Annotated in this window: 22 protein-coding genes and 1 tRNA gene; 8 read left to right on the top strand and 15 right to left on the bottom strand. The window is 44.5% G+C overall.

Annotated elements, in window-relative coordinates:
• Positions 1–15: 15 nt before the first annotated feature.
• The 3 genes from OPS25_RS14465 to OPS25_RS14455 form a co-directional block, all read right to left on the bottom strand.
• Positions 16–849 carry an FHA domain-containing protein gene (locus OPS25_RS14465; protein ID WP_265618557.1) on the bottom strand — a complete coding sequence of 278 codons (834 nt, stop codon included), beginning with the start codon at positions 847–849 and terminating at the stop codon, positions 16–18.
• Between the two features lies 1 nt (position 850).
• On the bottom strand, positions 851–1,705 hold the full coding sequence (locus OPS25_RS14460) for a DUF6689 family protein (protein ID WP_265618556.1): 855 nt from the start codon (positions 1,703–1,705) through the stop codon (positions 851–853).
• An 82-nt stretch (positions 1,706–1,787) separates the two neighbouring features.
• Positions 1,788–4,268, bottom strand: coding sequence for a S8 family peptidase (locus OPS25_RS14455; protein WP_265618555.1), 2,481 nt, complete (start codon positions 4,266–4,268; stop codon positions 1,788–1,790).
• Positions 4,269–4,472: 204 nt separating this feature from the next.
• Here OPS25_RS14455 and OPS25_RS14450 point away from each other — a divergent pair, with 204 nt between their 5' ends.
• On the top strand, positions 4,473–5,525 hold the full coding sequence (locus OPS25_RS14450; RefSeq protein WP_265618554.1) for an aldo/keto reductase: 1,053 nt from the start codon (positions 4,473–4,475) through the stop codon (positions 5,523–5,525).
• A gap of 195 nt (positions 5,526–5,720) precedes the next feature.
• On the top strand, positions 5,721–7,667 hold the full coding sequence (gene acs, locus OPS25_RS14445; RefSeq protein WP_265618553.1) for an acetate--CoA ligase: 1,947 nt from the start codon (positions 5,721–5,723) through the stop codon (positions 7,665–7,667).
• Positions 7,668–7,685: 18 nt separating this feature from the next.
• On the opposite strand, the gene OPS25_RS14440 is transcribed toward acs, so the two are convergent.
• The 4 genes from OPS25_RS14440 to rimK are packed head-to-tail and all read right to left on the bottom strand — an operon-like array spanning position 7,686 to position 10,995.
• Complete coding sequence (locus OPS25_RS14440; protein WP_265618551.1) at positions 7,686–8,576, bottom strand: amino acid ABC transporter substrate-binding protein; 891 nt, start codon at positions 8,574–8,576, stop codon at positions 7,686–7,688.
• Positions 8,577–8,592: 16 nt separating this feature from the next.
• Complete coding sequence (locus OPS25_RS14435; RefSeq protein ID WP_265618550.1) at positions 8,593–9,042, bottom strand: ATP-dependent zinc protease family protein; 450 nt, start codon at positions 9,040–9,042, stop codon at positions 8,593–8,595.
• Positions 9,043–9,061: 19 nt separating this feature from the next.
• Positions 9,062–10,090, bottom strand: a complete 1,029-nt coding sequence (locus OPS25_RS14430) for a succinylglutamate desuccinylase/aspartoacylase family protein (protein WP_265618549.1) — start codon at positions 10,088–10,090, stop codon at positions 9,062–9,064.
• Entirely contained in the window at positions 10,090–10,995 is a 906-nt protein-coding gene (gene rimK, locus OPS25_RS14425) for a 30S ribosomal protein S6--L-glutamate ligase (protein ID WP_265618548.1), read from the bottom strand. Before rimK ends, OPS25_RS14430 begins: the two co-directional genes overlap by 1 nt.
• Before the next feature lie 257 nt (positions 10,996–11,252).
• On the opposite strand from rimK, the gene OPS25_RS14420 reads away from it, so the two are divergent.
• The 4 genes from OPS25_RS14420 (at position 11,253) to OPS25_RS14405 (ending at position 14,048) form a co-directional block, all read left to right on the top strand.
• Entirely contained in the window at positions 11,253–11,852 is a 600-nt protein-coding gene (locus OPS25_RS14420; protein ID WP_265618547.1) for a mechanosensitive ion channel family protein, read from the top strand.
• 70 nt (positions 11,853–11,922) lie between these two features.
• Positions 11,923–12,186, top strand: a complete 264-nt coding sequence (locus OPS25_RS14415; protein WP_265618546.1) for a DUF4212 domain-containing protein — start codon at positions 11,923–11,925, stop codon at positions 12,184–12,186.
• 4 nt (positions 12,187–12,190) lie between these two features.
• A complete protein-coding gene (locus tag OPS25_RS14410; RefSeq protein ID WP_265618545.1) occupies positions 12,191–13,888 on the top strand; it encodes a sodium:solute symporter family protein in 1,698 nt (565 codons plus the stop codon).
• 73 nt (positions 13,889–13,961) lie between these two features.
• Positions 13,962–14,048: transfer RNA gene (locus tag OPS25_RS14405), tRNA-Leu, on the top strand.
• Positions 14,049–14,507: 459 nt separating this feature from the next.
• Here OPS25_RS14405 and OPS25_RS14400 read toward each other — a convergent pair.
• Positions 14,508–16,715, bottom strand: a complete 2,208-nt coding sequence (locus tag OPS25_RS14400) for a prolyl oligopeptidase family serine peptidase (protein ID WP_265618544.1) — start codon at positions 16,713–16,715, stop codon at positions 14,508–14,510.
• 366 nt (positions 16,716–17,081) lie between these two features.
• Between OPS25_RS14400 and OPS25_RS14395 the strand changes: the two genes are divergently transcribed.
• The gene (locus OPS25_RS14395; protein WP_265618543.1) at positions 17,082–17,819 is read left to right on the top strand and encodes a hypothetical protein; all 738 of its coding nucleotides are present in this window, start codon (positions 17,082–17,084) and stop codon (positions 17,817–17,819) included.
• Positions 17,820–17,863: 44 nt separating this feature from the next.
• Here OPS25_RS14395 and OPS25_RS14390 read toward each other — a convergent pair whose 3' ends face one another.
• On the bottom strand, positions 17,864–18,280 hold the full coding sequence (locus OPS25_RS14390) for an MAPEG family protein (protein WP_265618542.1): 417 nt from the start codon (positions 18,278–18,280) through the stop codon (positions 17,864–17,866).
• An 83-nt stretch (positions 18,281–18,363) separates the two neighbouring features.
• On the bottom strand, positions 18,364–18,879 hold the full coding sequence (locus tag OPS25_RS14385) for a fasciclin domain-containing protein (RefSeq protein ID WP_265618541.1): 516 nt from the start codon (positions 18,877–18,879) through the stop codon (positions 18,364–18,366).
• Positions 18,880–19,334: 455 nt separating this feature from the next.
• On the opposite strand from OPS25_RS14385, the gene OPS25_RS14380 reads away from it, so the two are divergent.
• Positions 19,335–20,378 carry a tetratricopeptide repeat protein gene (locus OPS25_RS14380; protein ID WP_265618540.1) on the top strand — a complete coding sequence of 348 codons (1,044 nt, stop codon included), beginning with the start codon at positions 19,335–19,337 and terminating at the stop codon, positions 20,376–20,378.
• A gap of 32 nt (positions 20,379–20,410) precedes the next feature.
• Here the strand turns inward: OPS25_RS14380 and OPS25_RS14375 are convergent, their stop codons facing one another.
• The 5 genes from OPS25_RS14375 to OPS25_RS14355 all read right to left on the bottom strand — a co-directional run bounded on the left by OPS25_RS14375 (position 20,411) and on the right by OPS25_RS14355 (position 25,063).
• Positions 20,411–21,250, bottom strand: coding sequence for an isopenicillin N synthase family dioxygenase (locus tag OPS25_RS14375; RefSeq protein ID WP_265618539.1), 840 nt, complete (start codon positions 21,248–21,250; stop codon positions 20,411–20,413).
• 100 nt (positions 21,251–21,350) lie between these two features.
• Positions 21,351–22,562, bottom strand: a complete 1,212-nt coding sequence (locus OPS25_RS14370; RefSeq protein WP_265618538.1) for a NupC/NupG family nucleoside CNT transporter — start codon at positions 22,560–22,562, stop codon at positions 21,351–21,353.
• A 12-nt stretch (positions 22,563–22,574) separates the two neighbouring features.
• Complete coding sequence (gene udk, locus OPS25_RS14365; RefSeq protein WP_265618571.1) at positions 22,575–23,198, bottom strand: uridine kinase; 624 nt, start codon at positions 23,196–23,198, stop codon at positions 22,575–22,577.
• Between the two features lie 112 nt (positions 23,199–23,310).
• On the bottom strand, positions 23,311–24,267 hold the full coding sequence (locus OPS25_RS14360; protein ID WP_265618536.1) for a hypothetical protein: 957 nt from the start codon (positions 24,265–24,267) through the stop codon (positions 23,311–23,313).
• Positions 24,260–25,063 (bottom strand): type 2 periplasmic-binding domain-containing protein, encoded by an 804-nt coding sequence (locus OPS25_RS14355; RefSeq protein ID WP_265618535.1) that lies wholly within the window; start codon positions 25,061–25,063, stop codon positions 24,260–24,262. Before OPS25_RS14355 ends, OPS25_RS14360 begins: the two co-directional genes overlap by 8 nt.
• Between the last annotated feature and the right edge of the window lie 233 nt (positions 25,064–25,296).

Genomic DNA, 25,296 nt, shown 5'->3' with positions numbered 1-25,296 from the left:
TTACTCTTAAGCGTACTACGAACTTCGAAGTAAAGAAATCTTATGATCAATAGAGTGGAATAATAACCTTAAGGATAAAAAGTTTGCTAATGATGCAGCAAAAGTGACGTCAGTCTCTGAAAAGTATTGTCGTCCAATTGTATTATCGCCATATAAAACACCAGCCACCTGATTCTCAACTAAAACGGGCACACACAATGCGGCTAAAATATTATGCTGAATAACGCTGGGCTGCATGGCGTAATCATGATTACCTTTGAGGTTGCCTAATGCAAGGGGGGTCTGTTGTGCAATGGCTTTTTTTATCACCGTCCGACTACCTGAAAAATCCTGTGCGTCCATCCAGGGTTCATACCCCAAACCTTGCTGAAAATTCCCGTGTTGATCGAGAACAATAAACGCAGCCCTTTCGCAGCCTAAAGATTGAATCAAACATTCTCTGGCTAACCGTACCAGCGACATGCTATCTGCGCATAAGTTTAGTTGAGCACAATACTGCTGTAACTGTAATTTCCGCCAGATATGATGAGTTTCAGCTTTTTCTAATTCCTGATTACTGATGTGTTTAAATTTGCAAACCACTGGGCCTAATAAAATCGACTGTTCATCATCAATAAGAAGCGAAGAAATTTTCTTACCCAGCTTATAACAGCCGCTACTGCTGGTATCTTTTAGTGCCCATTGCTTGTCCCCAATATTACGCAAAATTGCGTGTTGGCGAGATATCTGGGGATGGTTAATTATAATGTCAGCTGTGTTCGCACGCCCAATGTGGTAAGGCTGGCCTTCAAATAAAAGGTGTTCAGCCATTATTCCCTGAGGCGTGGAAACAGCTATCTGAAGCGGCATCTTAATTTGTCCGTAAACTATAACGTAATGTATATAAGTGGGTGAGCAACTCTCCCTTCACGTTAATAATATCTCCAGCTGAACGCCACACATCTGGAATATTGTTGCCTGAGGCGGGTTGGATTAATCCAATTAACGTATCAACCTGAGTTAATGCCATTGCGTAATTTTGCAGTGAAATGGCAGTGTATAAGCTGCCCATAGCGACATCGATTGGTTGAAGTAAAGCATTTTTAATATTATGACGGTTAGTCGCCAGAACATTGCTTAACGCATTAAATTTTTCGTCCAGCACGACATTTAGTGAACGCATATCGGCAAGTATAATGAAATCTGAAAAGCTCCCTGTATTTCCGCGTGCACGGAAACTTCCCGATGCGGTTAGCATAGTAATGTCTTCGAATTCGCCATTATCATGAGAGCGAAACAAACGCAGAGGTGTGCCTTCAACGTAATGTAAAGCAGTGGTGTAAAGTTCAATCATCGCCACTCCTTCAAAGCCAAAACCTGCATCAGACTTTGGACTGATTGAGACTAAAACAGGAAAAGCATTATCAGCATTAATCAGTGACGAAGGGAGACGATCAACAATGCTGGGGTCTGTGGGACTTAATAACGTCGCCTGCACATCAATATTATTGGCGTGTAAACCTATACTATTTTCAAACTCCACCGTGATATCCACCGCAATATTGTCTGAAAGTGTTACTGACGCTTGAATGGAATGGTTAGCGATAGTCAGTGAGTTGGGGAGTGCCACTTGAGCATGAGTCGGCGCGACAAAGGCGAATAACAAGATCATACTTGCTAGCCACTTCAAACCTATTAAAGATCCGTTATGCTTACGTTCGTTCATCTGCATTACCTTATCTAAAAGAGTATTCAACCATAAAGCAGCTGTGCGCCAGTATCAAGAAAATACCGGCGCCCTGAGTGTATTACTCAAAGTACTGCGTGAATAACCGCGATACGATTACCGCATAGTGGGCCCGGCTGATTTTCGTATCTGGCGAAAACGATGCAGTCAAGGTGGGCTCCAACGCAAAGCTTCCCTGATCGATACTAAATTCGACGTTCAGCAACGACAAGGTAATGGCTGCTTGCACGTAGCCTTTCATCTCGATAGGAATGTCATCTTGGTCTGACAATACGATCTGCTGCCCTTTATATTCTACGATAATGTCATCCTTCGGATCGAATGCCTCAGCTAAGGCTTGCATACCTAATAACTGAACCAGTGAATACGCCATTTCTACCTTTTTCACTCTGCCATAGGGCGCAAGATTTCCATTGCGCTCCAGCATGACAGGATTTTGCGATGCAGTGGCATCTTTTAGCGCTCCACCCATGGCCATAACAGCTTCAAAATAGGGTTGACTGTCCCCGGGGGTATCCTCGTGTAAAGGAGCAGATTCATTTAACAGATCGCGATATTGACGAACAGCACCTCCCATGACCGCATAGCGAGCGAAATGCATTCTATGTAATGCCCAATCTGGATGAAATTTACGGTTTGATGACCCATCCATTAAGCGCTCGCTGATGGCAAATTCGATTACCCCTTGGTGTGGGTGGCCTTCGATATCATCTATACCCTTGAAACCACCACTTTCTTCAAATGAAACGGTGACATCAAATGTTTCTGGTAGGCCTGGTCCATTGGTTACACCTAATGGATCAGCGCTTACGCCAGACAAGGACGTTAAGCCGTATACGTAAATTCCCCACGTGCCAGGTATTGCAGGTGCTGAAACACGCATGGTTTCACTCAACACCGGTGTGGTTAAATTACCAAAATACTCTGTACCATCAGGCGCCACCAATACCAGCTTGGTTAAATTAGCTGGTGAACTGGCTGATGCTTTAACCAGTACCTCAGTATCCCCGACCTCAAAATAAGACACTTCCGGTTCACCAACGGGCGAGTAGAAAATTTCAAAATTCTCTGTGCGTTCGCTTGTCGAGACTAATGCGTTGGCTTTAAATGTTTTATCCGGCAAGTTATTTACCGTGGTCCGATAATCCATGTCATAATCAAGCGCCGCGGCTACCGCACTCCTGGCATTGACGTAGCCCGCGCCAACTTCCCAGCGTTGGTAGCCAGGCATATTGGTGGCCGTTTCCTGGAGAAGTTTTTTGATGGTTAATGGGTCGAGGTTTGGGTTTGCTTCAAGCATCAACGCGATTATTCCGGCTACATGGGGAGTGGCCATAGAGGTACCCGAAATCATGGTATAAAAAGGAACATATTCAGTTTCAATTGCATCTAAATCTGCATCACCACCATTAGCAACTAGATTGCTTGATGCACGAGTGGAAATTATGTCCACTCCTGGGGCCACAATCGACACTTCATTGTGATAGGTCCATTCAGTACCATCGGGCATAGTGAAATCCCCGGATTCGCTTTGTAGTCCCCGTGAGGAGAAATCAGCAAGTTTGCCAAATTTATCGCCCGCACCTACTGACATTCCCCAAGGAATTTGGGCATATGGGTTGTGGGAATCTTCACCAGGACCATCATTACCCGCTGCGAAAACGCTAATTATGCCGAGTTTGTGCGCTTTATAAGTGGCTAACGATACTGGACCCAGTGGCTCATATTTACCGCTCGTACCCCATGAGTTACTGATTATTTTAATTGGGTTTTCGTAGGTGTATAAATTGTTTATTGCGAAGTCGAATCCCCCAATAGTATCTAGCAAGAATAAACCGCCACCTGACCCATATCCGATCAGGTCAGCATCGGGAGCGGCACCTACATATTTTCCTTCAGACATCACGCCGCTACCAGCAATCGTTCCGGCACAATGAGTGCCATGTCCAGAATTTAGGTCAGTATTGATTTGACCTTTCACTGTCAATCCATCAGTGACACCGGTAAGGCTAATGGCCGAAGCGTGAGTCAACGCCTGAACATTCTCAACCACAGTGTCGCCAAACAACAAATCCTGGTGAGAAGCATCTACACCAGAATCATTGACCATAATTGTGACGCCTTTACCGGTAAACTCGACACCATTTCGTTGCACAAAGTCATTACCCTGTACCTCATCTACCCCGGTGATCTCACGCGCATCGGCATTATAATATTCCATTTTACGGTTGGCGAAAATTGAGCGCACATTCTCCAACTTAGCCAACGCTTCAATTTGCGCCTTAGTGGCCATCACGCCGATAATTGGCAAGGAGCGAAATTGCACACCTTCAACGATACCTAAATTTAGAATCTGCTGAATTTGAGACTCGGCCAATGGCTCAAGCTGGTCAAAAGTGACCACCGCCATCACCGATTCGACATTGGATAGTGTGGTCAATTGGGTGGCTAATTGCTCGCCGATGTACGCCTCTGCAAGTGCATGGGAAGCGGGGGCCGCTATGAATGCAGCGGCAACGGCAGATAAAGTGAATTTTTTCATGACAGACTCCGACATTATTTATTTTCTGACTTATCAGCAGGATATCTGTTTATAATGGCTGTTCGTTTTCTCATCATCTATAGGGGTTTCTCCCTAGATCGCGGAATTATTAATGGCTTACTGCGTTACTATAAAGTCATTGCTTAGCTTACAGGGATTCACTATGGTTAAATCATTCAATGACAACACGCTATTGGGAAAACCATGAAATTCCATCCGCTAGGGCATAGCCATTTAAAGGTGTCCGAAGTTTGTCTTGGCACCATGACCTGGGGCATCCAAAACACGCAGGTCGATGCGGATGAGCAACTGGCTATGGCGCTCGAAGCTGAGATCAATTTTATCGATACCGCAGAGATGTATCCCACGCCCCCAAATGAAAAAACCTATGGGGATACCGAGCGAATTCTTGGTCACTGGTTAAACCGGCATCAGCATCTGCGCGGCCAGTTAGTCATTATGAGCAAAGTGGCTGGTGGGGGGCTTTCCTATATCCGCAACGGCAGTGGTTTAAGTGGGGACTCACTTACTGAAGCCTTGCATGATTCGTTAGCACGTTTGCAAACAGACTATATCGATATTTATCAATTGCATTGGCCCAATCGTGCAACCCCTCACTTTGGTAAACACTGGCCGGGTAAAACCGATCCGCGCAAAACTGATGTCGCAGCAGAAATCGAGGGGATGCGGGATATTTTAGTGGCAATAGATAAAGCCATAGCAGAAGGGAAAATTCGCCATTGGGGATTGTCTGACGAGACGCCCTGGGGTATTTCGGCGTACCTTAAACTATGTGAAGAAATGGATATTGAACGCCCAGTTTCCTTACAGAATGAGTTCAGTTTGTTGCATACGAAAGACTGGCCCTATTTGATAGAGCAATGCGTGCTAGAAAACATCGCCTACTTACCCTGGTCTCCCCTTGCTACAGGAATACTAACTGGTAAATATATTGATGGTGAAAGGCCACCGGGTTCGCGGTGGACCTACATTCAGCGGCAAGGGCTGTTTCGGGACAAACAAGCTGCGCATGAGGCTACCCAGCGCTATCAACAACTTGCTCAGGCACAAGGCATTTCGTCTGCGCAGCTTGCGTTAGCCTGGTGTAGGCAGGTACCAGGGGTCACTTCCACGATAATTGGCGCGACGAGCTGCAAGCAGCTTCTGGAAAATCTTAAGGCGTTCGAGCTGGAGCTTAGTTCTTCCACCTTGAAGCAGATCGAAGCTGTCATGCATCACTATCCTGCGGGGTTTTAATGTTTTCCTGTCCGCGCTTTTATTTCATTCATGTTAATACGGTTAGTACTGCTGTCAGCAGTTGTATTAGCACATGTGTTTACACTTGCTCTGACAATAGCATTCCCAGTAGAGTAGTTGTTTATAACTATCTACCAAATTTAAAAGTCACTCTTAAGTTAATGATCTCAAAAATAAAGCATTGGAGGCATTTGCATGACGTCACAAAAACTGTACCCGATACCCGAATCAATCGCCCAGCAAGCAAATATAAGTTCTGCTGAATATGCTTCTCAGTACCACGCGTCAATATCACAGCCCGATGCATTTTGGCTTGAGCAAGCCAAACAATTAGACTGGTTTTCTTTTCCTTCGAAAGCCAATGAATCGGTAATTACAAAAGATAGTATTGATATCACCTGGTTCAGCGATGGCAAGCTTAATGCAAGCGTGAATTGCCTGGACAGGCATTTACCTCATCATGCCGAGCGGGTTGCTTTTTTCTGGGAAGGGGATTCACCCAGTGAAGCAAAAACCATTACTTATCAGCAAGCATTTGAGGAGGTTTGTCGATTAGCTAATGGTTTGAAAAAGTTAGGGGTGAAGAAAGGGGATCGGGTAGCGATTTATATGCCTATGGTACCTGAAGCCGCCTTCGCTATGCTCGCTTGCGCACGAATTGGAGCGGTTCACTCGGTTATTTTTGGTGGGTTCTCACCTAATGCTATCGCTGATCGCATAAACGACAGCAGCGCGAAAGTAGTGATCACTGCTGATGAAGGAAGACGTGCGGGTAAAACGATTCCGTTAAAAGCCAACGTAGACAAAGCGCTAAAAGATGATGCCTGCCCTTCAGTTAAATCAGTTTTAGTGCATACCGTCACCGGGGGGCAGCCAGCATTAACAAACGACGTTGATGTAAGTTGGGATGAACTTAAAGTTCAATGTGACACAGCGTGTGAACCTGAAGTGATGGATGCAGAAGATCCACTGTTTATTTTATATACCTCAGGCTCAACGGGTAAACCGAAAGGAGTGGTGCATACGACGGGGGGCTATCACCTGTATACCAGTTTAACCTTCTGTGCAGTGTTTGATTATAAAAAGGAAGATATTTATTGGTGTGCTGCAGATGTCGGTTGGATCACTGGGCACAGTTATATAATTTATGGGCCGATGGCGAATGCCGCTAGCCAGGTTTTCTTCGAGGGAGTTCCGACCTATCCGGATGTTCGCAGGATCGCACAGATAGTGGAAAAATATAAGGTAAACATTCTTTATACCGCGCCAACGGCTATACGTGCGTTAATGGCCCATGGAGAAAAACCTGTGCGAGGTTGTGATACATCGTCGTTGCGACTTCTAGGCTCAGTCGGTGAACCAATAAATCCTGAAGCGTGGGAATGGTATTACCGGGTTATCGGTAACCGTAAATGTCCGATAGTGGACACCTGGTGGCAAACCGAAACCGGAGGCATCATGATAACCCCGTTAGTAGGGGTAACGGATTTAAAACCAGGGTCTGCCACCCAACCCATGCTAGGCATACAGCCCGCTTTGTTCGATAGTGATGGCCACGAGATTTTAGGAGCGGGGGAAGGTAATCTGGTCATTAAGCAGAGTTGGCCAGGGCAGGCGAGAACTGTCTATGGCGATCACGATCGTTTTATTCAAACGTATTTTGGTACCTATCCCGGTGTGTATTTTACCGGGGACGGCGCAAAGCGTGATGACGATGGATATTACTGGATTACAGGGAGAGTAGATGATGTGTTGAACGTGTCAGGTCACCGTCTTGGCACAGCGGAAATTGAGAGCGCGTTAGTGGCCCATGAAAAGGTGGCCGAAGCGGCAGTGGTTGGCTATCAGCATGACATCAAGGGGCAAGGTATTTATGTGTATGTTACGCTTAACGATGGCGTGCAGGCTAGCGATGCGCTGGTCGATGAACTCAAGGCTTGGGTAAGAGCAGAACTAAGTCCTATCGCCGTCCCAGATAAAATCCAGTGGGCACCCGCTTTACCAAAAACCCGATCGGGTAAAATTATGCGACGTATTTTACGCAAAATCGCTGCAAATGAGCATGATCAGCTCGGGGATACGTCCACTTTAGCAGAACCCGCAGTGGTGGACAAACTGATTGAAGGACGTTTAAATAAATAAGCCGTGACCCAGATTAGGCTACTTATCGCTAAAGTTAAACGTTTCCAATGCATGGGTAGTCTTTTTACTTAATAATGGGTTAGACAACTGGATGACCGTTCGGTTTTCCATTGTCTTAAGCGCTGTCTGATAAAACGGCTGTTGCACCAAATGGTGTTGCAGCTTGCCGGTACCATATAAATGCTTCAATCCTTCTTCCAGCCTTACTGCCAGCATTTTGCGGTTTTTCGGTACGAAGAAAAGTAATGCGCTCGGGTATTCAAACAATATCTGGGGCTCTACACTGAAATTTTCTTTTTCCCGTTCGGCTAATTCCTGATGGATCTCTAGTACTCCACGGGGAAAAGCGTCAACAAACCCTGCCGATAACATCGTAAATGCTCCGGTGTAACTGCTTTCTACCACACGATATCCGTTAGCACGGAATATATGCGCGTCGGGCCAGTCATGGCCTTGAATGTAGCGAAACTCTTTGAGTGCATCCTCATCTTTTATTTCATGAAAACGTGCCTCGCCGCTCCTGACCATCAATACCCGCTTTCCAAATAATCCATTGGTGAGTGGGACATAAACGGCCTGATGTCTTTTTTCCCGTTGGAGACTGGTGACGCTCCACGTGATATCGAGTTGGCGCTGTTCTAAATCACGCAGCTGGGTACTTTGCAGAGCCGCCCCTCCTACCGCAAAAATAGTAACCGGTCCATATTTTGGGGCGGTGACTTCTAACGCCATCTTGAGTATATCGACGACATATCGGTATAAATGGTCAGTGCCTGTAATCGGCTGGGGGATTGTAAGTTCGGTTGGGGTAGCGGAGTCGCGAGAAAAATCATCTGCGCCCAACATCTCCGCTGAAGTCAGTGAAAGCAGTGCCGTCACGATGACGATGAAAAAAGGTTTAGCGATCAATCTTTACTCCCTGATGCTAAGAACTAGGCTTAGTCAGTATATAATCATGTTCTGGGTCAACTATAAAGCGTCCAGACATGGCTTCTCTACCTAATAGCATTAAATAGGTCATTTCAGACCGGTCGGTGAGAGTCAATTGAATGTCCCAACTCTCACCAGCCATGACAATGGGCGTGTCGATAGTATAACGACGCTCTCTGGTAGCAGTTGAACTTTTAACTTTTTTTTGTGCGACAACTTTCGCTTCGCGACGAACTATTTTTGATACATTGTGTATATCTGGGTGGATGTCAAAACTCACCCAAAGTTCACCCTCTTTTTCAAATTCATCGATATTATCAACATGGAGCGAAGAAGTTGTCGCACCTGTATCTACCCGAATATTTAAATCATTTATAGCTAACTTAGGCAGGTCACACAATTCGAGTGCACCAACGAGTCGCTTGTTATGCGTGTCTTGGCTCATAAACGTATTCCTGTTATTTTTATGTCATTGGTTGATCATCAGGTAAAAGGTGATCCTGCAATATGCCTACATGCTCGGCTACTGAGCTTGGTCGCTTAAAATAAGCGATATGATAGATGGCTTCCCCTTCCTGAGTGAGCGGTATATTTTGTTTGCCAATCACCACGCCCTCTGCGGGACACACTATATTGTCCCTGTGATCACCGAACGGGTCTGCAATAGTTGCTAAAATATCATCTTTATAAACGTGATCGCCCAGCTGCGCGAGGTGGTTTACAAAACCGCTTTCTGATGCGCGTACCCAACCACTTTCCCTTGCTATAAAACGTTTAATATCCTGCCCTTTGCTGCGGCTTTTATTGAGCATACCTAGATGGCGCATCGTATTTATCACACCACGCAAGCCGGCGCGAATAGAGAATTCATCGTACCGTAATGCCTGCCCTGCTTCGTAGAGAAGAATTTTAACCCCCGCATCGCTGGCGGCCTGGCGTAAAGACCCATCGCGAATATCGGCATTCAGTAGCACTGGGATACCGAACGCTTTCGCCATTTCCAATACTTCCAAATCGTCCAGATTGGCGCGTATCTGAGGTAAATTACTGCGATGTATGGCGCCTGTATGTAAGTCGATGCCATAGTCACATTTACTGATGATTTCGTTGAAAAACAAATGCGCTAGCCTGCTAGCCAATGACCCCTTTTTACTGCCAGGAAAACTTCTATTCAGGTCTCGGCGGTCGGGTAAATAACGCGACTGCGCCAGCACTCCATAGACGTTTACAATGGGCACGGCTATGAGGGTTCCCCGCAGTCTTTCAATCGATCGGGAACTTATAAGGCGGGAAACAATTTCAATGCCATTTAGCTCATCCCCATGGATGGCCGCACTTACAAAAAGCGTGGGACCAGGCCGTTTTCCTCTTTTCACATACACAGGAATACTCATGTGCGTAGCGGTATACAAGGGAGGCATGTCCAGTTGGATTTTGGCAGATTCACCAGGCGCGACCGATACACCACCTATTTTTAATTCTGACTGCGCCACTAACCGGTACCTTTCGTCTTAGTATTATTTGGCTTTGCTGACTTAGCGATAAAATCAATTATCATACCGGCCACATCTTTATTGGTCGCGGTCTCAATGCCTTCCAAACCGGGTGAAGAATTCACTTCCATTACCACAGGCCCGTTATTGGATCGCAAGATGTCTACCCCACAACAATTCAATCCCATTGTTTTAGCTGCATCCACCGCAGTCTTTCTTTCTGCGGGTGATAACCTGACCAGGCTGGCAGAGCCGCCTCTATGTAAATTTGACCGAAACTCACCAGGCGCTGCTTGCCGTTTCATGGCAGCGATGACTTTACCTCCCACTACGAGGCATCGGATATCAGAGCCACCAGCTTCTTTAATATATTCCTGCACCAGTATACTGGCATTAAGGCCCATAAAGGCCTCAATAATAGCCTCTGCGGCTTTTTGGGTGTCAGCCAATACAACGCCAATCCCCTGCGTACCTTCGAGTAACTTAATTACCACCGGCGCGCCGCCCACATTTTTAATCAAATCATCAATCTTATCCGGATGGTGGGCAAAACCGGTACGTGGCATGCCAATCCCTTTTCGAGAAAGTAATTGGAGCGAGCGCAATTTGTCCCTTGAGCGGCTGATAGCAACAGATTCATTGATGCTATAAGTTCCAGTCATTTCAAACTGACGAACAACCGCCGTGCCGTAAAAACTTACCGAGGCTCCAATGCGAGGTATAATGGCATCATATTTTGGCAGCCTTTTACCCTTATAACGGACGGAGGGTTTTGCACTGGTAATGTCCATATAGCAATGCATGGTATCAATCACGTCGACTTCATGCCCCCTGCTGCGGCCAGCTTCGACTAATCGCTTAGTCGAGTATAGATTTGCGTTTCTCGATAGTATAGCTATACGCATAGCGAATATTCTCTTTAAAATTTAATGGGTTGCTACGCACTTTAGCAGTTATTGGATGACAATAAATGGGCTGCTTTAGTTCGATTGCGAGAGTAATTCACTTTCAGTATAGAAGATAGTAATTTTATTTTTAATCAAGCAGTCTGAATAATTTACGTCCAATCGACTGGATTCCGTCTGAAATTGCCAAAACAACACGTGCTAATTGCGTGAGTTTTCCTTATTCTTTAGCAGATTGAACAGGAGCGTATATTTTAATGGTGTGGTTTAATGAACTGACGCAGTGGCTGTCAGACTATAAAATGCATTTTATTTGGACCGCAGTAATGTTGGTCTCGTATTTGGCGATAACACGTTTTGTACTACCGCGAGTAGAAAAAAATATCGAAAAAAGCCGCTTAAAATCGAGTAACGCTGTACACGGTTTATTTGTGGTTAGAATTTTAACCGCAGTGGTAACCTTTTCATTAATCTTGTTGGCGTGGGGAATAGACTTTTCCGGCCTGCTGGTTTTATCCACCTCCATTCTAACCCTTACGGGAGTTGCGTTATTCGCCAGCTGGTCATTGATCAGCAACATCACCGCGTATTTTATACTGCTAACAAATGTGGCCTATCGGCGCGGGAATTACATTCGATTATTAGACGGCGATAATTATATCGAAGGTTACATAGGTGACATCAATCTCTTTAATACCCGTCTGGTTACCCCTGACCGAGAAACGGTACTTTATCCTAACAACCTGGTGCTGACTCGGCCCGTGTTGATTAATCCTAAAATCAAATGGCAGTCTATGGGAAAAGTCAGCCCTGCGCCTCTTGCTGAGAAAGAAAGTAAAGATAATCCAAACGCTTAGTGATATTTTTTATAGTGATTAGGCAAGTTTTTTTGTAAGGTGGGTGTTTTAACTTTGTCAGCCCTACGCTATGAAAACACGCAAAGAGCAAGCCGAAGAGTATTGGAAGGCTAACTTATCCTTATTATTTAAACTTCTGTCTGTGTGGTTTGTCGTTTCATTTGGCGCGGGCATTCTGTTTGTCGATATCCTCAATGAATTTTCATTTTTCGGCTTTAAGCTAGGCTTCTGGTTTGCACAACAAGGGGCGATATACACGTTTGTCATTTTAATTTTCATATATGTCCACAGAATGAATGCTATGGATAAGAAATTCGACGTGGAAGAGGATTGATAATATGGATGTGCAGCAGCTCACATTTCTGATTGTAGGTCTATCCTTTGCGCTTTATATAGGCATCGCCATCTGGGCGAGGGCGGGCTCCACCAATGAATTTTATGTGGCTGGTGGCGGTGTTCCTCCGATACTGAATGGAATGGCCACAGCAGCCGACTGGATGTCTGCCGCTTCTTTCATCTCCATGGCTGGGCTAATATCTTTTATGGGCTACGACGGTGCGGTTTATCTCATGGGATGGACTGGGGGCTATGTTCTGCTGGCTCTTTGCTTGGCGCCGTATCTTCGAAAATTCGGAAAATTCACTGTACCGGACTTTATCGGCGACCGATATTACTCGCAGACTGCGCGTTCGGTCGCGGTAATTTGTGCGATTTTTATCTGCTTCACCTACGTTGCGGGTCAAATGCGCGGGGTGGGCGTCGTATTCAGTCGTTTTCTGGAAGTTGATATCGTATCGGGTGTGCTTATTGGTATGGCAATCGTTTTTTTCTACACAGTGTTAGGGGGAATGAAGGGTATTACCTATACCCAAGTTGCCCAATACTGCGTAATGATATTTGCCTATCTGGTGCCAGCCATATTTATTTCCTTAATGTTGACCGGCCATGTGCTTCCCCAAACCGGTTTTGGGGCTACACTGGCAGACGGTTCAAACATTTATCTGTTACATAAGCTCGATCAGATTTCTCTGGAATTGGGCTTTGCAGAGTATACCTCAGGCTCCAAAAGTACGATTGATGTTTTCTTTATTACTTTTGCACTAATGGTGGGCACCGCCGGGCTCCCTCACGTCATTGTGCGGTTCTTCACGGTGCCGAAGGTAAGAGATGCGCGAAAAAGTGCTGGATGGGCACTATTGTTTATAGCAGTACTTTACACTACAGCACCATCGCTGGCGGCATTTGCTCGAACCAACATGATTGATACCATCAACGGCCCTGATATGCAGGGGACCACTTATGAACAAGCGCCAGCGTGGATTAAAAACTGGGAGAAAACGGGTTTAATTGAGTGGGACGATAAGAATCAAGATGGAAAAATGTTCTATGCAGGTGACGAGCGTAACGAAATGAACATCGATCGCGATATTATGGTACTGGCGAACCCTGAAATCGCCAATTTACCAGGCTGGGTGATTGCGCTGGTGGCTGCGGGCGGAGTGGCGGCAGCGTTGTCGACTTCAGCGGGACTCTTATTGGTAATATCCACATCGGTTTCCCATGACCTCCTCAAACGCAATTTAATGCCTTCAATATCCGAACGGGGAGAATTAGGTTACGCCAGACTTGCAGCAGCTATTGCTATCCTCATCGCGGGCTGGTTTGGTATCAACCCTCCGGCATTCGTGGCTCAAGTGGTGGCGTTTGCCTTTGGGCTGGCGGCTTCGAGTTTCTTTCCCGCAATAATTATGGGTATTTTTAGTAAACGTATGAATAGTATAGGTGCGGTTAGCGGCATGGTTACCGGTATTGTGTTTACTGCCAGTTATATTGTGTTTTTTAAGTTTATTTCGCCGGAGCTTAATAATCAGGAATCTTGGTGGTTCGGGATTTCACCAGAGGGCATTGGAACCCTGGGAATGCTGATTAATTTCAGTATTGCCTTTACCGTCGCTCATTTCACACCCGCAGCTCCAGCAGAAGTACAACAGATGGTAGAACGTATTCGCTACCCAAAAAGCGAGATTACTGCTTAAAACAAATTGACAAAAAATTTGGGTAAGCGTATCTTGCGCTTCCCACACCAGCAGCTTTATACGGTTGCTGTAAGCCCAGGTGGTGAAATTGGTAGACACGCTAGCTTCAGGTGCTAGTGGCCTCACGGCCGTGGCGGTTCAAGTCCGCCCCTGGGCACCATATTCTTAAACCTTAATTTCATCCCATTTCAAATTAAATTAAGCACGCAAGTAGAAGCCCTCTGGTGATGCCGTCAGTGTCAATAGCAAGTCGATGCCGCGCTTAGTAATACTGCGGTGGTTCAGAGCAGTAAATTACATGGGTAAATCAGGTCTGCGCATGCGCTTCGATGCAAATTGCTCCCTCTCAGTATTGGGCGCAGTATTTCGGTAAGCTTTAACCCGTAACACTCATTCAATTTTTCAGCTCGCAAAAAATGTTAGCAAGGTAATGCCTGGGCGGTAAATGAGCGTAAAGCTGTCTGAATATATATGTGATACTAAACATCAGTGCGGATTGGTATAAATGGGGTAGGCTAATCCTAGGATGAGATAAGAGAACAAGGAAAACGTGACAATGTAAAACGCTCAAAGGGAGGTCAGGGTTCACTGACCACACCTTGAGCGCTAAACGAGGGGGTTAAAGTTTTTCAACACCCATTGAATACAATGTAAAACCAAAGATATCTGCATACTCTTCAATGGTTTTGCTCACGGGGGTACCTGCACCGTGACCCGCGTCAGTTTCAATGCGAATCAACATAGGGTTGGGGCCGGTATTCTTTTCCTGAAGTTCGGCTGCGAATTTGAATGAATGTGCCGGCACTACGCGGTCATCATGATCGGCCGTGGTGATCATCGTGGCAGGATAGTCTACTCCCGATTCGACATTATGAATGGGAGAGTAGTTAAGCAAGTAACGGAACATTTCTTCACTTTGCTCTGACGTACCATAATCATATGCCCAACCAGCACCTGCGGTAAATGTATGGTAACGCAGCATATCCAGCACGCCAACGGCCGGAAGGGCTACTTGCGCCAAGTCAGGACGCTGGGTCATCACCGCACCCACCAGTAAACCGCCGTTTGATCCACCTCGAAGCGCTAGATACTGTTTGCTGGTGTAACGTTTTTCAATTAGATATTCACCCGCAGCAATGAAATCGTCAAAAACATTTTGTTTTTGCAGTTGAGTTCCAGCTTTATGCCAGGCCTTTCCATACTCGCCGCCCCCACGAATATTGGGTACGGCGTAGACCCCACCCATTTCCAGCCAGGCTGCTACAACTGCGCTGTATCTTGGGGTCAGACTAATGTTAAAGCCACCATAACCGTAAAGCAGGGTAGGGTTCTCGCCATTTAGTTGCATATCTTTATGGTGGGTAATAATCATCGGTACTTTGGTACCATCTTTTGAGGTATAGAAGACCTGTTCAGATACATACTGGCTGCCATCAAAAGAGGTGGTAGCTTCCCTCACTAACTCACTTTTTCCACTTTCAAGATCATAAAGGTAAGTCGTATTAGGGGTGCTGTAGTTTTCAAACATAAAGTAAGTCTCAGACGCGTCTTTGGGCCCCTTGAAAGAGGCAACGTCCCCCAGACCGCGTCCTGAAGAACGTACGGCCCCGATACCAGGCAGTGATACATCGCGCACAAACGTGCCATCTAGTGCATGCTGCTTTACTTGGGAGATAGCATCGACCATATACTCAGCGAAAAAGTAGCCACCCACGGTTGAGACAGATAAAACGTGCTCAGTTTCTGGCAGCACGTCAGTCCAGTGGTCGACACTGGGGTTACTGGTTTCCACAGTAACAACTTTTGAATTAGGCGCATTCAGATTTGTTTTGAAATAAAACTTACCGTCATGTACCAATAATAAACTGGCGTCTGTCTCCAGATCATTTTTGATGGTGATAAACTCTGAATTGGGTTTTTGTAGATCTTTGACGAATAATCGGTTACCGGAAGTGGATTCTGCGGCCCCCACCACAAGGTAACGGTTTTCATCACCTACTTGTGCGCCAACATACCGGTGCTTTTGCGCTTCATTATGGCCAAAAACCTTTGCATCTTCTGCTTGGTCAGTACCGATTTTATGATAATACACTTTATGCTGATCGGTTTTCTCGCTTAACTCAGACCCCTTAGGTTTGTCATAGCTTGAATAATAAAACCCCTCATTTTTATACCAACTGATGTTACTGAATTTCACATTCACCAATTTATCATCAATCTGTTCTTTTGTTTCGGCGTTCATGATAAATACATCGCGCCAGTCGCTGCCGCCAGTGGAGGTTTGGTATGCTACTAGTGAGCCGTCTTCAGAAAACTCCATGCCCGCAAGTGATACGGTGCCGTCCTCACTAAAAGTGTTAGGATCGATGAAAACTTCAGGCGCTTCATCACCCTTTTGACGATAAACCACACTTTGATTCTGTAAGCCGTCATTTTTGTAAAAGTAAGTGTAATCGCCTTCTTTAAACGGGGCTGAAACCCGTTCATAATTTAACAAATCACTTAACTTGTCGGCGATATCCTGACGATAGGGGATATTGGCTAAATAATTTTGCGTAACCTGGTTCTGCGCTTTTACCCAGTTAGCGGTTTCTTCGCTACGATCGTCTTCAAGCCAGCGGTAAGGGTCAGCCACTTCAACCCCAAAATACGTGTCTACCACTTCGCCTTTCCGGGTGGTCGGGTAGGTGATACTATGAGATGGTGTTGTAGTGACGTCTGGATTTTGTTCTGCGTCAAGTTGTTTCGTACCAGGTTGACAGGCAGTTAAGAGACCGGCAATAGTGGCTGCTACAAGTGGTAACGCAGCGCGTTTCAGTTGATTCATTTGGTTCCCGTTGTAATTTTTATGTTATTGAATTGAGAGCATTCCTATACTATATCGAACTTAATTGTGACTCTAATGCTTTATAAAGTTTTAAAGACGTTTTCTGTAAGCGCAACCCACCGCTGACAGTTATCTATCTTGGTACAATCACCTATCGCGATAAACGCGCTTGCCAATAACGCGTATCAATTTAACCTTGGTTAAGTTCAGATTCGGACAACCTGCACAGTTGAGTTTATTTAACATGCAATAGGGTATGAAGGTGCATATCAAAGTATATTCGCTACTACCCAACAGGTATTCTAACTGATTAACAAATGACCGCATTTTGATATCATTGCGCCCTCGAAATGTGAGGTCAGCAGTATGCAAATTAACACCAACCTTGAAAAACAGGATTATATTAAAGCTTACAAGGAAATGTGTTCATTCATCTTCAAACGTCCGCTCTTTGCTGCGGTAATCGTAGCGGTGGCTCTCGCTACATCATTCATTCCGTTTGAAATGTTCCCCCTCAAGATGGCAGGTTTTGCATTGACTATTTTGACCACCGTTTGTTTGACTACATTGTTATATCGCACTGGGTCATTACAAGGCCTGATTGATGAAGTACGTTACCAGCAAAAGGTTTTTTTACCTGCGGTTATAGCGGTATTGGCGCTTAGCTGGTTAGGGTTTATTGTGGCAGATATACTTATTGGGATGATGGGCCAGCAAGCAGACATGCATGTTCAGCTTGCTACGCCAGCTATAGCTGGAGATTTAACGTCTAGCTCGATGCTTGTAGCTGTCATTGCCGGGGCGATTGTCTGTATCGCACAGATCATGCCGTTTGTTTTAGCTTACTTTTGTAATGGATTAAACGTTTCTAAAAAACAGGGCGAACGTATCTGGTTGGCATTGATGACGCGCACTAAGACATTTCTTGCTTTTGTTCCTATGGCTCAGTTAATCCCGATAGGATTAATGTTGAATATTGATACCACCGGAGCCATGATTTTACTAGCCGCACTGTATAGTACTTTTTTGTTTTTCATCGTGTTCAATATCGAACCCAAGCAGGCAGAAAAATCACAGCAATTTACGTTGGTAGAACAGGCGTAACAAAGCGAGTTACCACTAAGGGCGCTGCATGGCGCCCTCAATTTCTACAACAAATGAATGGCTAGCATTACCAATAACACGCCACAATCCAACCACCCTATTATGTAAAAATAACTTCTGGGACTCGGATTCTTTTCTGTAGCAATCGCATAATAAAGAACCATATGCAGTAATCGCGCTATAGCATAAATCCATATGATAACTGCAAGCGCCGTGGGGCTAAAGCCAACCATGATTGCTAATAATGCTGGAAATACAAGTAAAGGTAAGTTTTCTAGGGAGTTTTGATGGGTACGATGGCTTCTGAATACGAATGAATCATGCCCCAGATTATCATCTACCCTGCCTGGCACATAATGAGACTGCTTTCGGTGCGCGATGGTTGCAATCATACTTTGTATGAACAGCATCGTTAAAATAAACCATAAGCCCCAAATTGCTAAGTTATACGTCAAAAACATACTCTTCCCTTGCGTTATCGTGGTGTGACCTGAAATGTAACCAAATCAAGTATAAAAAAATCCCTCTTGAACTCATTGTCGCCCTATAACTTTCCTTCAACATCTTTTGGAATGAGTAATTGGTCAATGGCATGAATCATTGCGTTTGAGGCGCGAATGTTGGCCTGAGTGACGTTCGCCCCGTTTATTTGTAATCCTTGCTGGGTTTCTGATATAGCCAGAGGGGCACCTTCCACCGATGTTAGCTCTGCAAGGCTGATTAGCTCACTGGTTTTATGTTTTCCTTTTATTAAATGGTAGGTTATTACCTGAACGAGATATTCTCGGTTACCTTTACTTAACAACTTATTTAACTGTTCTTCAGGCAGCGAATTAAAGGCTTCATTTGTTGGCGCAAATACAGTGAAAGGACCTATGTCTCTTAGTGTCCTTGTAATACCTGCACTTTTAATTGCGTCCATAAAAATCGTAAATTGAGGATCTTTTGCAGCGGTAGCAATAAAGTCAGTTTCTTCGTCCATATAGTTCTGCGCTGCGACAGAATAATTAAACCAGGGTAATGCTGCTAAAAAAAATAAAGCTAGGACCAGAACGCGCATATTAATCTCCATTTAACTGATATCTTTGCCAAGTGTAGTTCTATGATAGCTTATACTGCTTCGCTATGAAGTGTGATCAGCGTAAAGAAAAGCTATTTATACCCACAGGTGATTAATAATTGCGGCTGTTTTCTCGTCTCAATACTAGCGGTTGGTCGTATTTTATGCAGCTAAATAGTGACTAGATCCGGCCGCTTTTCTTATCAGCGTTGTTAAAAATTGCGGCAAAAAGCATGTGTGATACGTTGAACTCGTTTAGGCCAAGCCAAAATTGTACGTTTTATCGTCTATACTAAAATTAACTTAAATAAGTTTTGGTGGTGGATGTGAACCGCATTTTAACTTTATTTTTAGCTATATGCGTTCTCTTCGCATGTTCAAGTCCCCCTGTTCCCTCGGAACTATCGAATGCGTCTTCCAATTACTTAGCCGACCATCTTTTTCCAAGTTACAATTTGTTTGACGTTGAAACTGAAGCGCAAGTTTTTTCGCTGAACGAAGAGGCCAAGCTATTCGTAAACCGCGCCATTAAACCCCAGACTTCTAGCCTCGTTGATGCACCTAATGCGCATAACCTGGTTGAAAGCATATTCGATCACACTGAGATGGGAATGAGTTATAGTAATAGTGCAAACTCAACAGCGAGTGAAACCTTTACTAATCAAACTGCTAACTGCCTTTCTCTTTCAATTATGACATACGCTATGGCCGAATATGCTGGACTTGGTGCAGCTTTCTATACCGTTGACATACCAGAGTATTGGGTAAGAAGGGCAGGCTTTGATGTTCTAAACGGGCATATCAACCTCAAAATTTCACCTCAGATCACCCCCGGCGCAGTGGTGGTATTTGATAAAGCAATTGATGTGGATTTCGACCCGCAAGATATCCGCGACCAATTTCCTAGAAAACGAATCACTAAAAAACGTGCCTTAGCCATGTTTTATACCAATAAAGGGGCGGATGCACTCTTAGAAAATAGTTACAGCAAAGCGTATGCATTCTTTAGAGAAGCAGCCTTAACCGATCCCTTGTATTCTTCTACCTGGACTAATTTAGGCGTGTTATACCGGATCAATGGACATAACAATGAGGCGGAGCGTGCTTATCGCCATTCTCTGGCACTGGATGAGGAAAATTGGACCGCGTGGGAGAATTTGGCCCATCTTATGAAGCTGACCGACCGCGAAGATGAAGGTAAAGCAATTTTAGCCAGACTGGAGCGCTCACGTTTAGATAATCCTTTTTATCATCTTATATTGGGTGAGAAAGCTTTTGAAAAACGTGAATATGCTCAAGCAATAAAACATTATCGGGACGGTTGGAAGTTAGACAGAAAGAAACCACAGATTTTGTTTGGCTTAGGTAAAAGTTACTACGCAGAAGGGGATATCACCAAAGCAGCCCACTTTTTAGCTTTAGCAGCGCGTTTTGCACCCAATAAAGAAGAAGAGAACCGGTATCAGAGCAAGCTTTCGTTATTACAGACGCGGTTGTGAAAGGCACCCTGACGAGGGTGCCAAACACAGAATTAAATTACACCTAACTCTTTTAAACGTTCTTTAAGGTAAGAGTCGGCCGTATGGCGCTCAGACAACACCACATCAGGGCGGGGATGTAAGAACAAAGGAAGTGAAATTCGCGACTTAGTCATATCCACATTCTCAGGATTAATTACCCTATGGGTTGTGGATGGGAAGTAGTGTCCAGACGCTTCTTGTAACATATCACCGATGTTTACAATCAAATTACCAAAATCACACGGTACATCTATCCATGAGCCATCTTGGGCTCTTACCTGCAGACCGGGTTCATTTGCCGCGGGTAAAATAGTGATCAGGTTTATGTCTTCATGTGCTGCCGCACGTATCGCGTCCGGCTCTTCATCGCCTTTCAGCGGCGGATAATGAAGTACGCGTAATAGCGTTTGATCGCTGTCTTTGATCATTTCTGATAACGGTTGACTATATTTTGCACTGACCTCTTGCGGCGAGTTATTTTCAATCCAGCCCAACAGTTCACGGGCAAGCGTGTTTGCCTTTTCATAGTAGGATGCGAGCAAGGGGCGTAACGCTTCTGGACATTGTCCCCACGGATAGAAATGAAAATACTCTTTAATGTCTTTCTTTGTGGAGCCCTTCGCCACTTCAGACACTGTCGTGGGAAAGAAGCCATCCTGTTTATGTTTATTATAAAGATACTGATGCTTCTCTTCACTATCGAAAAACGCCTGCGAGGCGTCATAGATTTCCTGAACCATGGATTGTTGCAGGGGGTGGTTCTTCAATACACCGAAACCAGTTTCGCGAAGCGATTCAACAAACAACTTGTCTGCATTCTCAGCGTTATAATCAACAGCGACTAATTGCATAACTCTCTTTCCAAATAAACAAAGGGCCGACGATTAGAATGGCCCTATTTTAAAACGGCTATTTTATCGCAGTTTTGACCGCGGTAAAATTGATTAAAAATTAACTAAGTGATAAATAAAAACCTGCAAGCGCTGCGCTCATCAAATTAGACAAGGTTGCAGCAATCACGGCTTTTAATCCAAGCGAGGCGATCTCTTTTCTGCGCGTTGGTGCCATTGCGCCAATTCCACCCATTAATATAGCGATAGATGAGAAATTAGCAAAACCGCATAAGGAGAAAGTAACAATAGCCTGGGTGGTAGGCGACAAGGTATCTATCTGTTTTACAAAATCCAGATAGGCGACAAATTCATTCACAACGATTTTTTGGCCAATGAAGCTTCCGGCAATCTGCGCTTCTTCCCACGGTACTCCAATTGCCCATGCTAATGGTTGTAAGATAAAGCCTAAGATACCCTGAAATGTTACGCCATCAAATCCAAATACTTCTGCTGTCCAGCCAATTAACCCGTTTAACATTGCAATCAATGCTACGAACGCCAATAGCATCGCACCCACATTTAATGCCAGCTGCAAACCAGCGGCAGCGCCTGTTGCCGCCGCATCAAATACGTTTGCGTAACTGGTTTCTTCTGCGTCGATATTATCTAGTTCGTCATTCGCCTGATTAATTTCTGGCTGAATGATTTTAGCCATTAAAAGGCCACCAGGGGCCGCCATGAAACTTGCCGCTAACAAATATTTTAATTCAACCCCCAAACTGGCATACCCTGCCATTACCGACCCTGCGATGGACGCTAACCCCCCAACCATAATGGCAAAAAGCTCTGAACGCGTCATATGAGGAATAAACGGGCGAACGACTAGAGGTGCTTCAGTTTGGCCAACAAATATATTGGCCGCGGCTGACATACTTTCCGGGCGGCTGGTTTTCAGCGCCGCTTGTAGAAAACCGCCAATAATTCTGATAATCCAACTCATTATCCCCAAGTGGTACAGCACAGCAATTAATGACGAAAAGAATATAATGACCGGCAACACATTGAAGGCAAATATAAAACCAAGTGATTTATCGCCAACGGGTCCAAATAGAAAGTTGATCCCTTGCTGGCTATATTCAATGATATCGCCGACAAATTCAGTCATTTTGAGCAGCATTTTGATGCCTGGTTCAAAATAAAGGATAAATGCACCAATTAACGCCTGTATTGCAAACGCCCCGCCTACGGTGCGCCAGTTAATTGATGTTCTTGAAGCTGATAAAGCAAAGGCGATGCCGAGCAACAGCAAAATGCCCAGTAAACTTACCATGGCCTGACTTCCTTACTGCAATGCCTGCTGGATATGCGACTTGATCACGTCCAGTGCAATTTGATTTTTCCCACCCTGGGTTACTACAACGTCTGCAGTAAAACGACTAGGCTCGATGAATTGGTGATACATAGGTTTAACGGTGGATTCATATTGCTTCGCCACAGACTCTAACGTTCTGCCGCGCTGTTTTACGTCACGCATCATTCGACGCATCAAACAGATATCTAAAGGCGTGTCGATAAAAATTTTAACATCGTATAACGGGAGCAATTCTGGCCGGGCGAGCAACATTATTCCTTCAAGAATAATGACTGGAGCAGGCTCCAGGCACTCTGTGTCTGGCAGTCTTGTGTGCGTTTTAAAACAATAATGAGGATAGTCAATATTGTGGCCTTCTCGCAAACTTTGTAAATGAGCTTTCAATAATTCGTGCTCGAACGCATTGGGATGGTCATAATTGTTCTTCTCACGCGCTTCCATCGGCAAATGATCCTGCGCGCGATAATAATGATCTTCCCGCAATATCTGAACAGGACTACCTTGCGCAGAGAAAGCATTAAACAAATTTTCGGTAAAAAGCGATTTGCCAGAACCTGAAGCACCGGAAATAGCAATAATTAATGGCGATTGCATAGCATGTGAGGACAATTTTTTCTTGGTGCAAAGATACTTGTTTGCACCGCATGAATCAATCACAACATGAGAAATTGGGTAAATTTACATCAAAAAAAGACGAGTAATGGCTCTATGTGTGAGTAATTTCAATATCAGTCAATTTCAATCCCCGCAAACCGAACGAATGTTGTTTGGAACGAGAACCCTCTCCTTGTGCTCGAGGCGGATAAAATTTTTCTTTTTCAGCCGGGTAATCAAAAAATAATTCATCTACAGCAGAACGAATTTCGCTCAACGTTTTTTCCAGATTCGCATTGAAATCCGGTCGCTTACGTTTTGTGTGCCCAAGCTCTACTAAACGGCTGAATATTTTATTACACAATACAGTAAGTTCGGCGGGAATATCCTGGTGAGGGGATAAAGAACTATGCGGATGTTGAATGCAATATTGCACCAAAGCTGCGTAAAAACAAAACGGCTTATTTTGGAGGTTTACCGCTTTGCTATCCACATTGTTCATTAATGTCTTATCTTTTAGATTGATAATAAGCTTGGGCGCTAGTGGCTTAGTGGTTTTTTTAATTTTGCTGACGTGTTTTTCATGGCGGTGTGGTTGGTACGAACATATGCCTAATAAAAATGCGACAAGCGCACTTGTCGGGCTGAAAGCCAGATAGCTATACCAAGGTAAGTTAGCCAAGTTTATCGTAACCTCCTGTTCTGCCGCCACAAATGATTTTGTCAGCACAGAATTGTAATCAGCGCTAATTTCTTCGGCGCCTTTGATTCCTTGAATAGCGAGCACGCGAACAGGAAGTTGCTGCTGCGTTAAAACGGCATTTAAATTATGGATGTATTGACGCAGGGCTTTTTCATTCACAGAAGTGGAAAGCTTTTCGTTCCCTACATCAAGATAAAAGCTATCAAGTAGAATGCGTTCGTACGCTTTATCGTTCGCCTGATGGTGGCTAACCCAAGCGCCAATCAGCTGCCCAATGAATACAGCGGTTTGCAATACCAAAAATGCAGTGGCTATGATCAACATCAACCGGGGCCAGACTATGCGGGGTAACATTTGACTATTCAAGGCAGTCCTCCAGCAATTCAACGCGCTTGTAGTACCCTTTACTTTGCGAGGCGGCCAAGTTTTTAATCATAGTTTGGATGGCACATTTTAGGTCGGTATTTTGCGTCTGCATCTTTAAATACCAACGCATGCCTGTGACAGTATCGTCAATCGGAGTGATATAATTCTTAGACAACGTTTCGTTATCAGCGTGATCCCAATAAGAGGAGATAATATCGACTTCGCCAGCACGCAGAGCGTTTCTTAATTCCTGATGAGAATTGTAATAGCTGAGGGTGACTGTATTTTCAGTTAATCCCAAGGAATTAAACACTGTTTTAGGAATGATGTGGCCTGACCGGCTGCTGGGATAGTCCAGTATTCCAATTCTTTGCCCCAGTAAATACTCTTTGGTAATTTGCGGTTTCTCTCGCAATGCAATGAAGTACGCTTGATAATCTGGATACGTGGCGACCGCCTCATACCCATATATTTGATCGGCGACAAAAGCCTCAACAATATTGCTCTTTATTAAGGCCAAATCACTTACGCCATGATTAATATACCGAAACGTATCCAAATCGCTGTGTCCGATGCGCACCTCTACATCTCCAAACTGGCGTTTGACTACGCTATCATTACACAGTAAGTTGAGCACTGCCTCAGCCACCGCGCGATCGGTAATGTATACTGAAAAAAACGACTGGTTCTCAGAAAGGCGAGTTTCACATTGGATAGTCTGTGTTATAGGCGTGGGTACTTCACCAAATTTTTTAAAGGTTTTATTGAAACCCAGGTAGCCAAAAACGATTGCCAATGACAACCATAATATAATTAAAATACTTTTAGCAGCGTGAAAATTAATCAACTTTAAATGCGAGATATTTCTTATTTAATGACCACATTTCATCAGTGAACGTTATTTATTGCAATAGGTAAAGTTATTCAATGTTGTTATATGGTTGAATTAACGTAATTTTTTATAAAATAAGTTGAATTTTATTAAGGGGTGGTTATTCATTGCTTCTTTGTAACAATTGCGCCCGCAAT

The sequence above is a fragment of the Alteromonas aquimaris genome (assembly GCF_026183695.1).
In the GTDB taxonomy this organism is placed as follows: domain Bacteria; phylum Pseudomonadota; class Gammaproteobacteria; order Enterobacterales; family Alteromonadaceae; genus Alteromonas; species Alteromonas aquimaris.
Note: the sequence above shows the minus strand (reverse complement) of the source record. Positions and strands in the feature narration are given on the sequence as shown.

Coding starts and splice junctions, on each gene's coding strand:
- OPS25_RS14435 (WP_265618550.1), bottom strand. CDS start 9,042: ATGAGCCAAGACACGCATAACAAGCGACTCGTTGGTGCACTCGAATTG.
- udk (WP_265618571.1), bottom strand. CDS start 23,198: ATGCAATCGCCATTAATTATTGCTATTTCCGGTGCTTCAGGTTCTGGC.
- OPS25_RS14420 (WP_265618547.1), top strand. CDS start 11,253: ATGGTGTGGTTTAATGAACTGACGCAGTGGCTGTCAGACTATAAAATG.
- OPS25_RS14395 (WP_265618543.1), top strand. CDS start 17,082: ATGCAAATTAACACCAACCTTGAAAAACAGGATTATATTAAAGCTTAC.
- OPS25_RS14390 (WP_265618542.1), bottom strand. CDS start 18,280: ATGTTTTTGACGTATAACTTAGCAATTTGGGGCTTATGGTTTATTTTA.
- OPS25_RS14455 (WP_265618555.1), bottom strand. CDS start 4,268: ATGAAAAAATTCACTTTATCTGCCGTTGCCGCTGCATTCATAGCGGCC.
- OPS25_RS14460 (WP_265618556.1), bottom strand. CDS start 1,705: ATGAACGAACGTAAGCATAACGGATCTTTAATAGGTTTGAAGTGGCTA.
- OPS25_RS14415 (WP_265618546.1), top strand. CDS start 11,923: ATGAAAACACGCAAAGAGCAAGCCGAAGAGTATTGGAAGGCTAACTTA.
- rimK (WP_265618548.1), bottom strand. CDS start 10,995: ATGCGTATAGCTATACTATCGAGAAACGCAAATCTATACTCGACTAAG.
- OPS25_RS14410 (WP_265618545.1), top strand. CDS start 12,191: ATGGATGTGCAGCAGCTCACATTTCTGATTGTAGGTCTATCCTTTGCG.
- OPS25_RS14375 (WP_265618539.1), bottom strand. CDS start 21,250: ATGCAATTAGTCGCTGTTGATTATAACGCTGAGAATGCAGACAAGTTG.
- OPS25_RS14370 (WP_265618538.1), bottom strand. CDS start 22,562: ATGGTAAGTTTACTGGGCATTTTGCTGTTGCTCGGCATCGCCTTTGCT.
- acs (WP_265618553.1), top strand. CDS start 5,721: ATGACGTCACAAAAACTGTACCCGATACCCGAATCAATCGCCCAGCAA.
- OPS25_RS14385 (WP_265618541.1), bottom strand. CDS start 18,879: ATGCGCGTTCTGGTCCTAGCTTTATTTTTTTTAGCAGCATTACCCTGG.
- OPS25_RS14465 (WP_265618557.1), bottom strand. CDS start 849: ATGCCGCTTCAGATAGCTGTTTCCACGCCTCAGGGAATAATGGCTGAA.
- OPS25_RS14450 (WP_265618554.1), top strand. CDS start 4,473: ATGAAATTCCATCCGCTAGGGCATAGCCATTTAAAGGTGTCCGAAGTT.
- OPS25_RS14400 (WP_265618544.1), bottom strand. CDS start 16,715: ATGAATCAACTGAAACGCGCTGCGTTACCACTTGTAGCAGCCACTATT.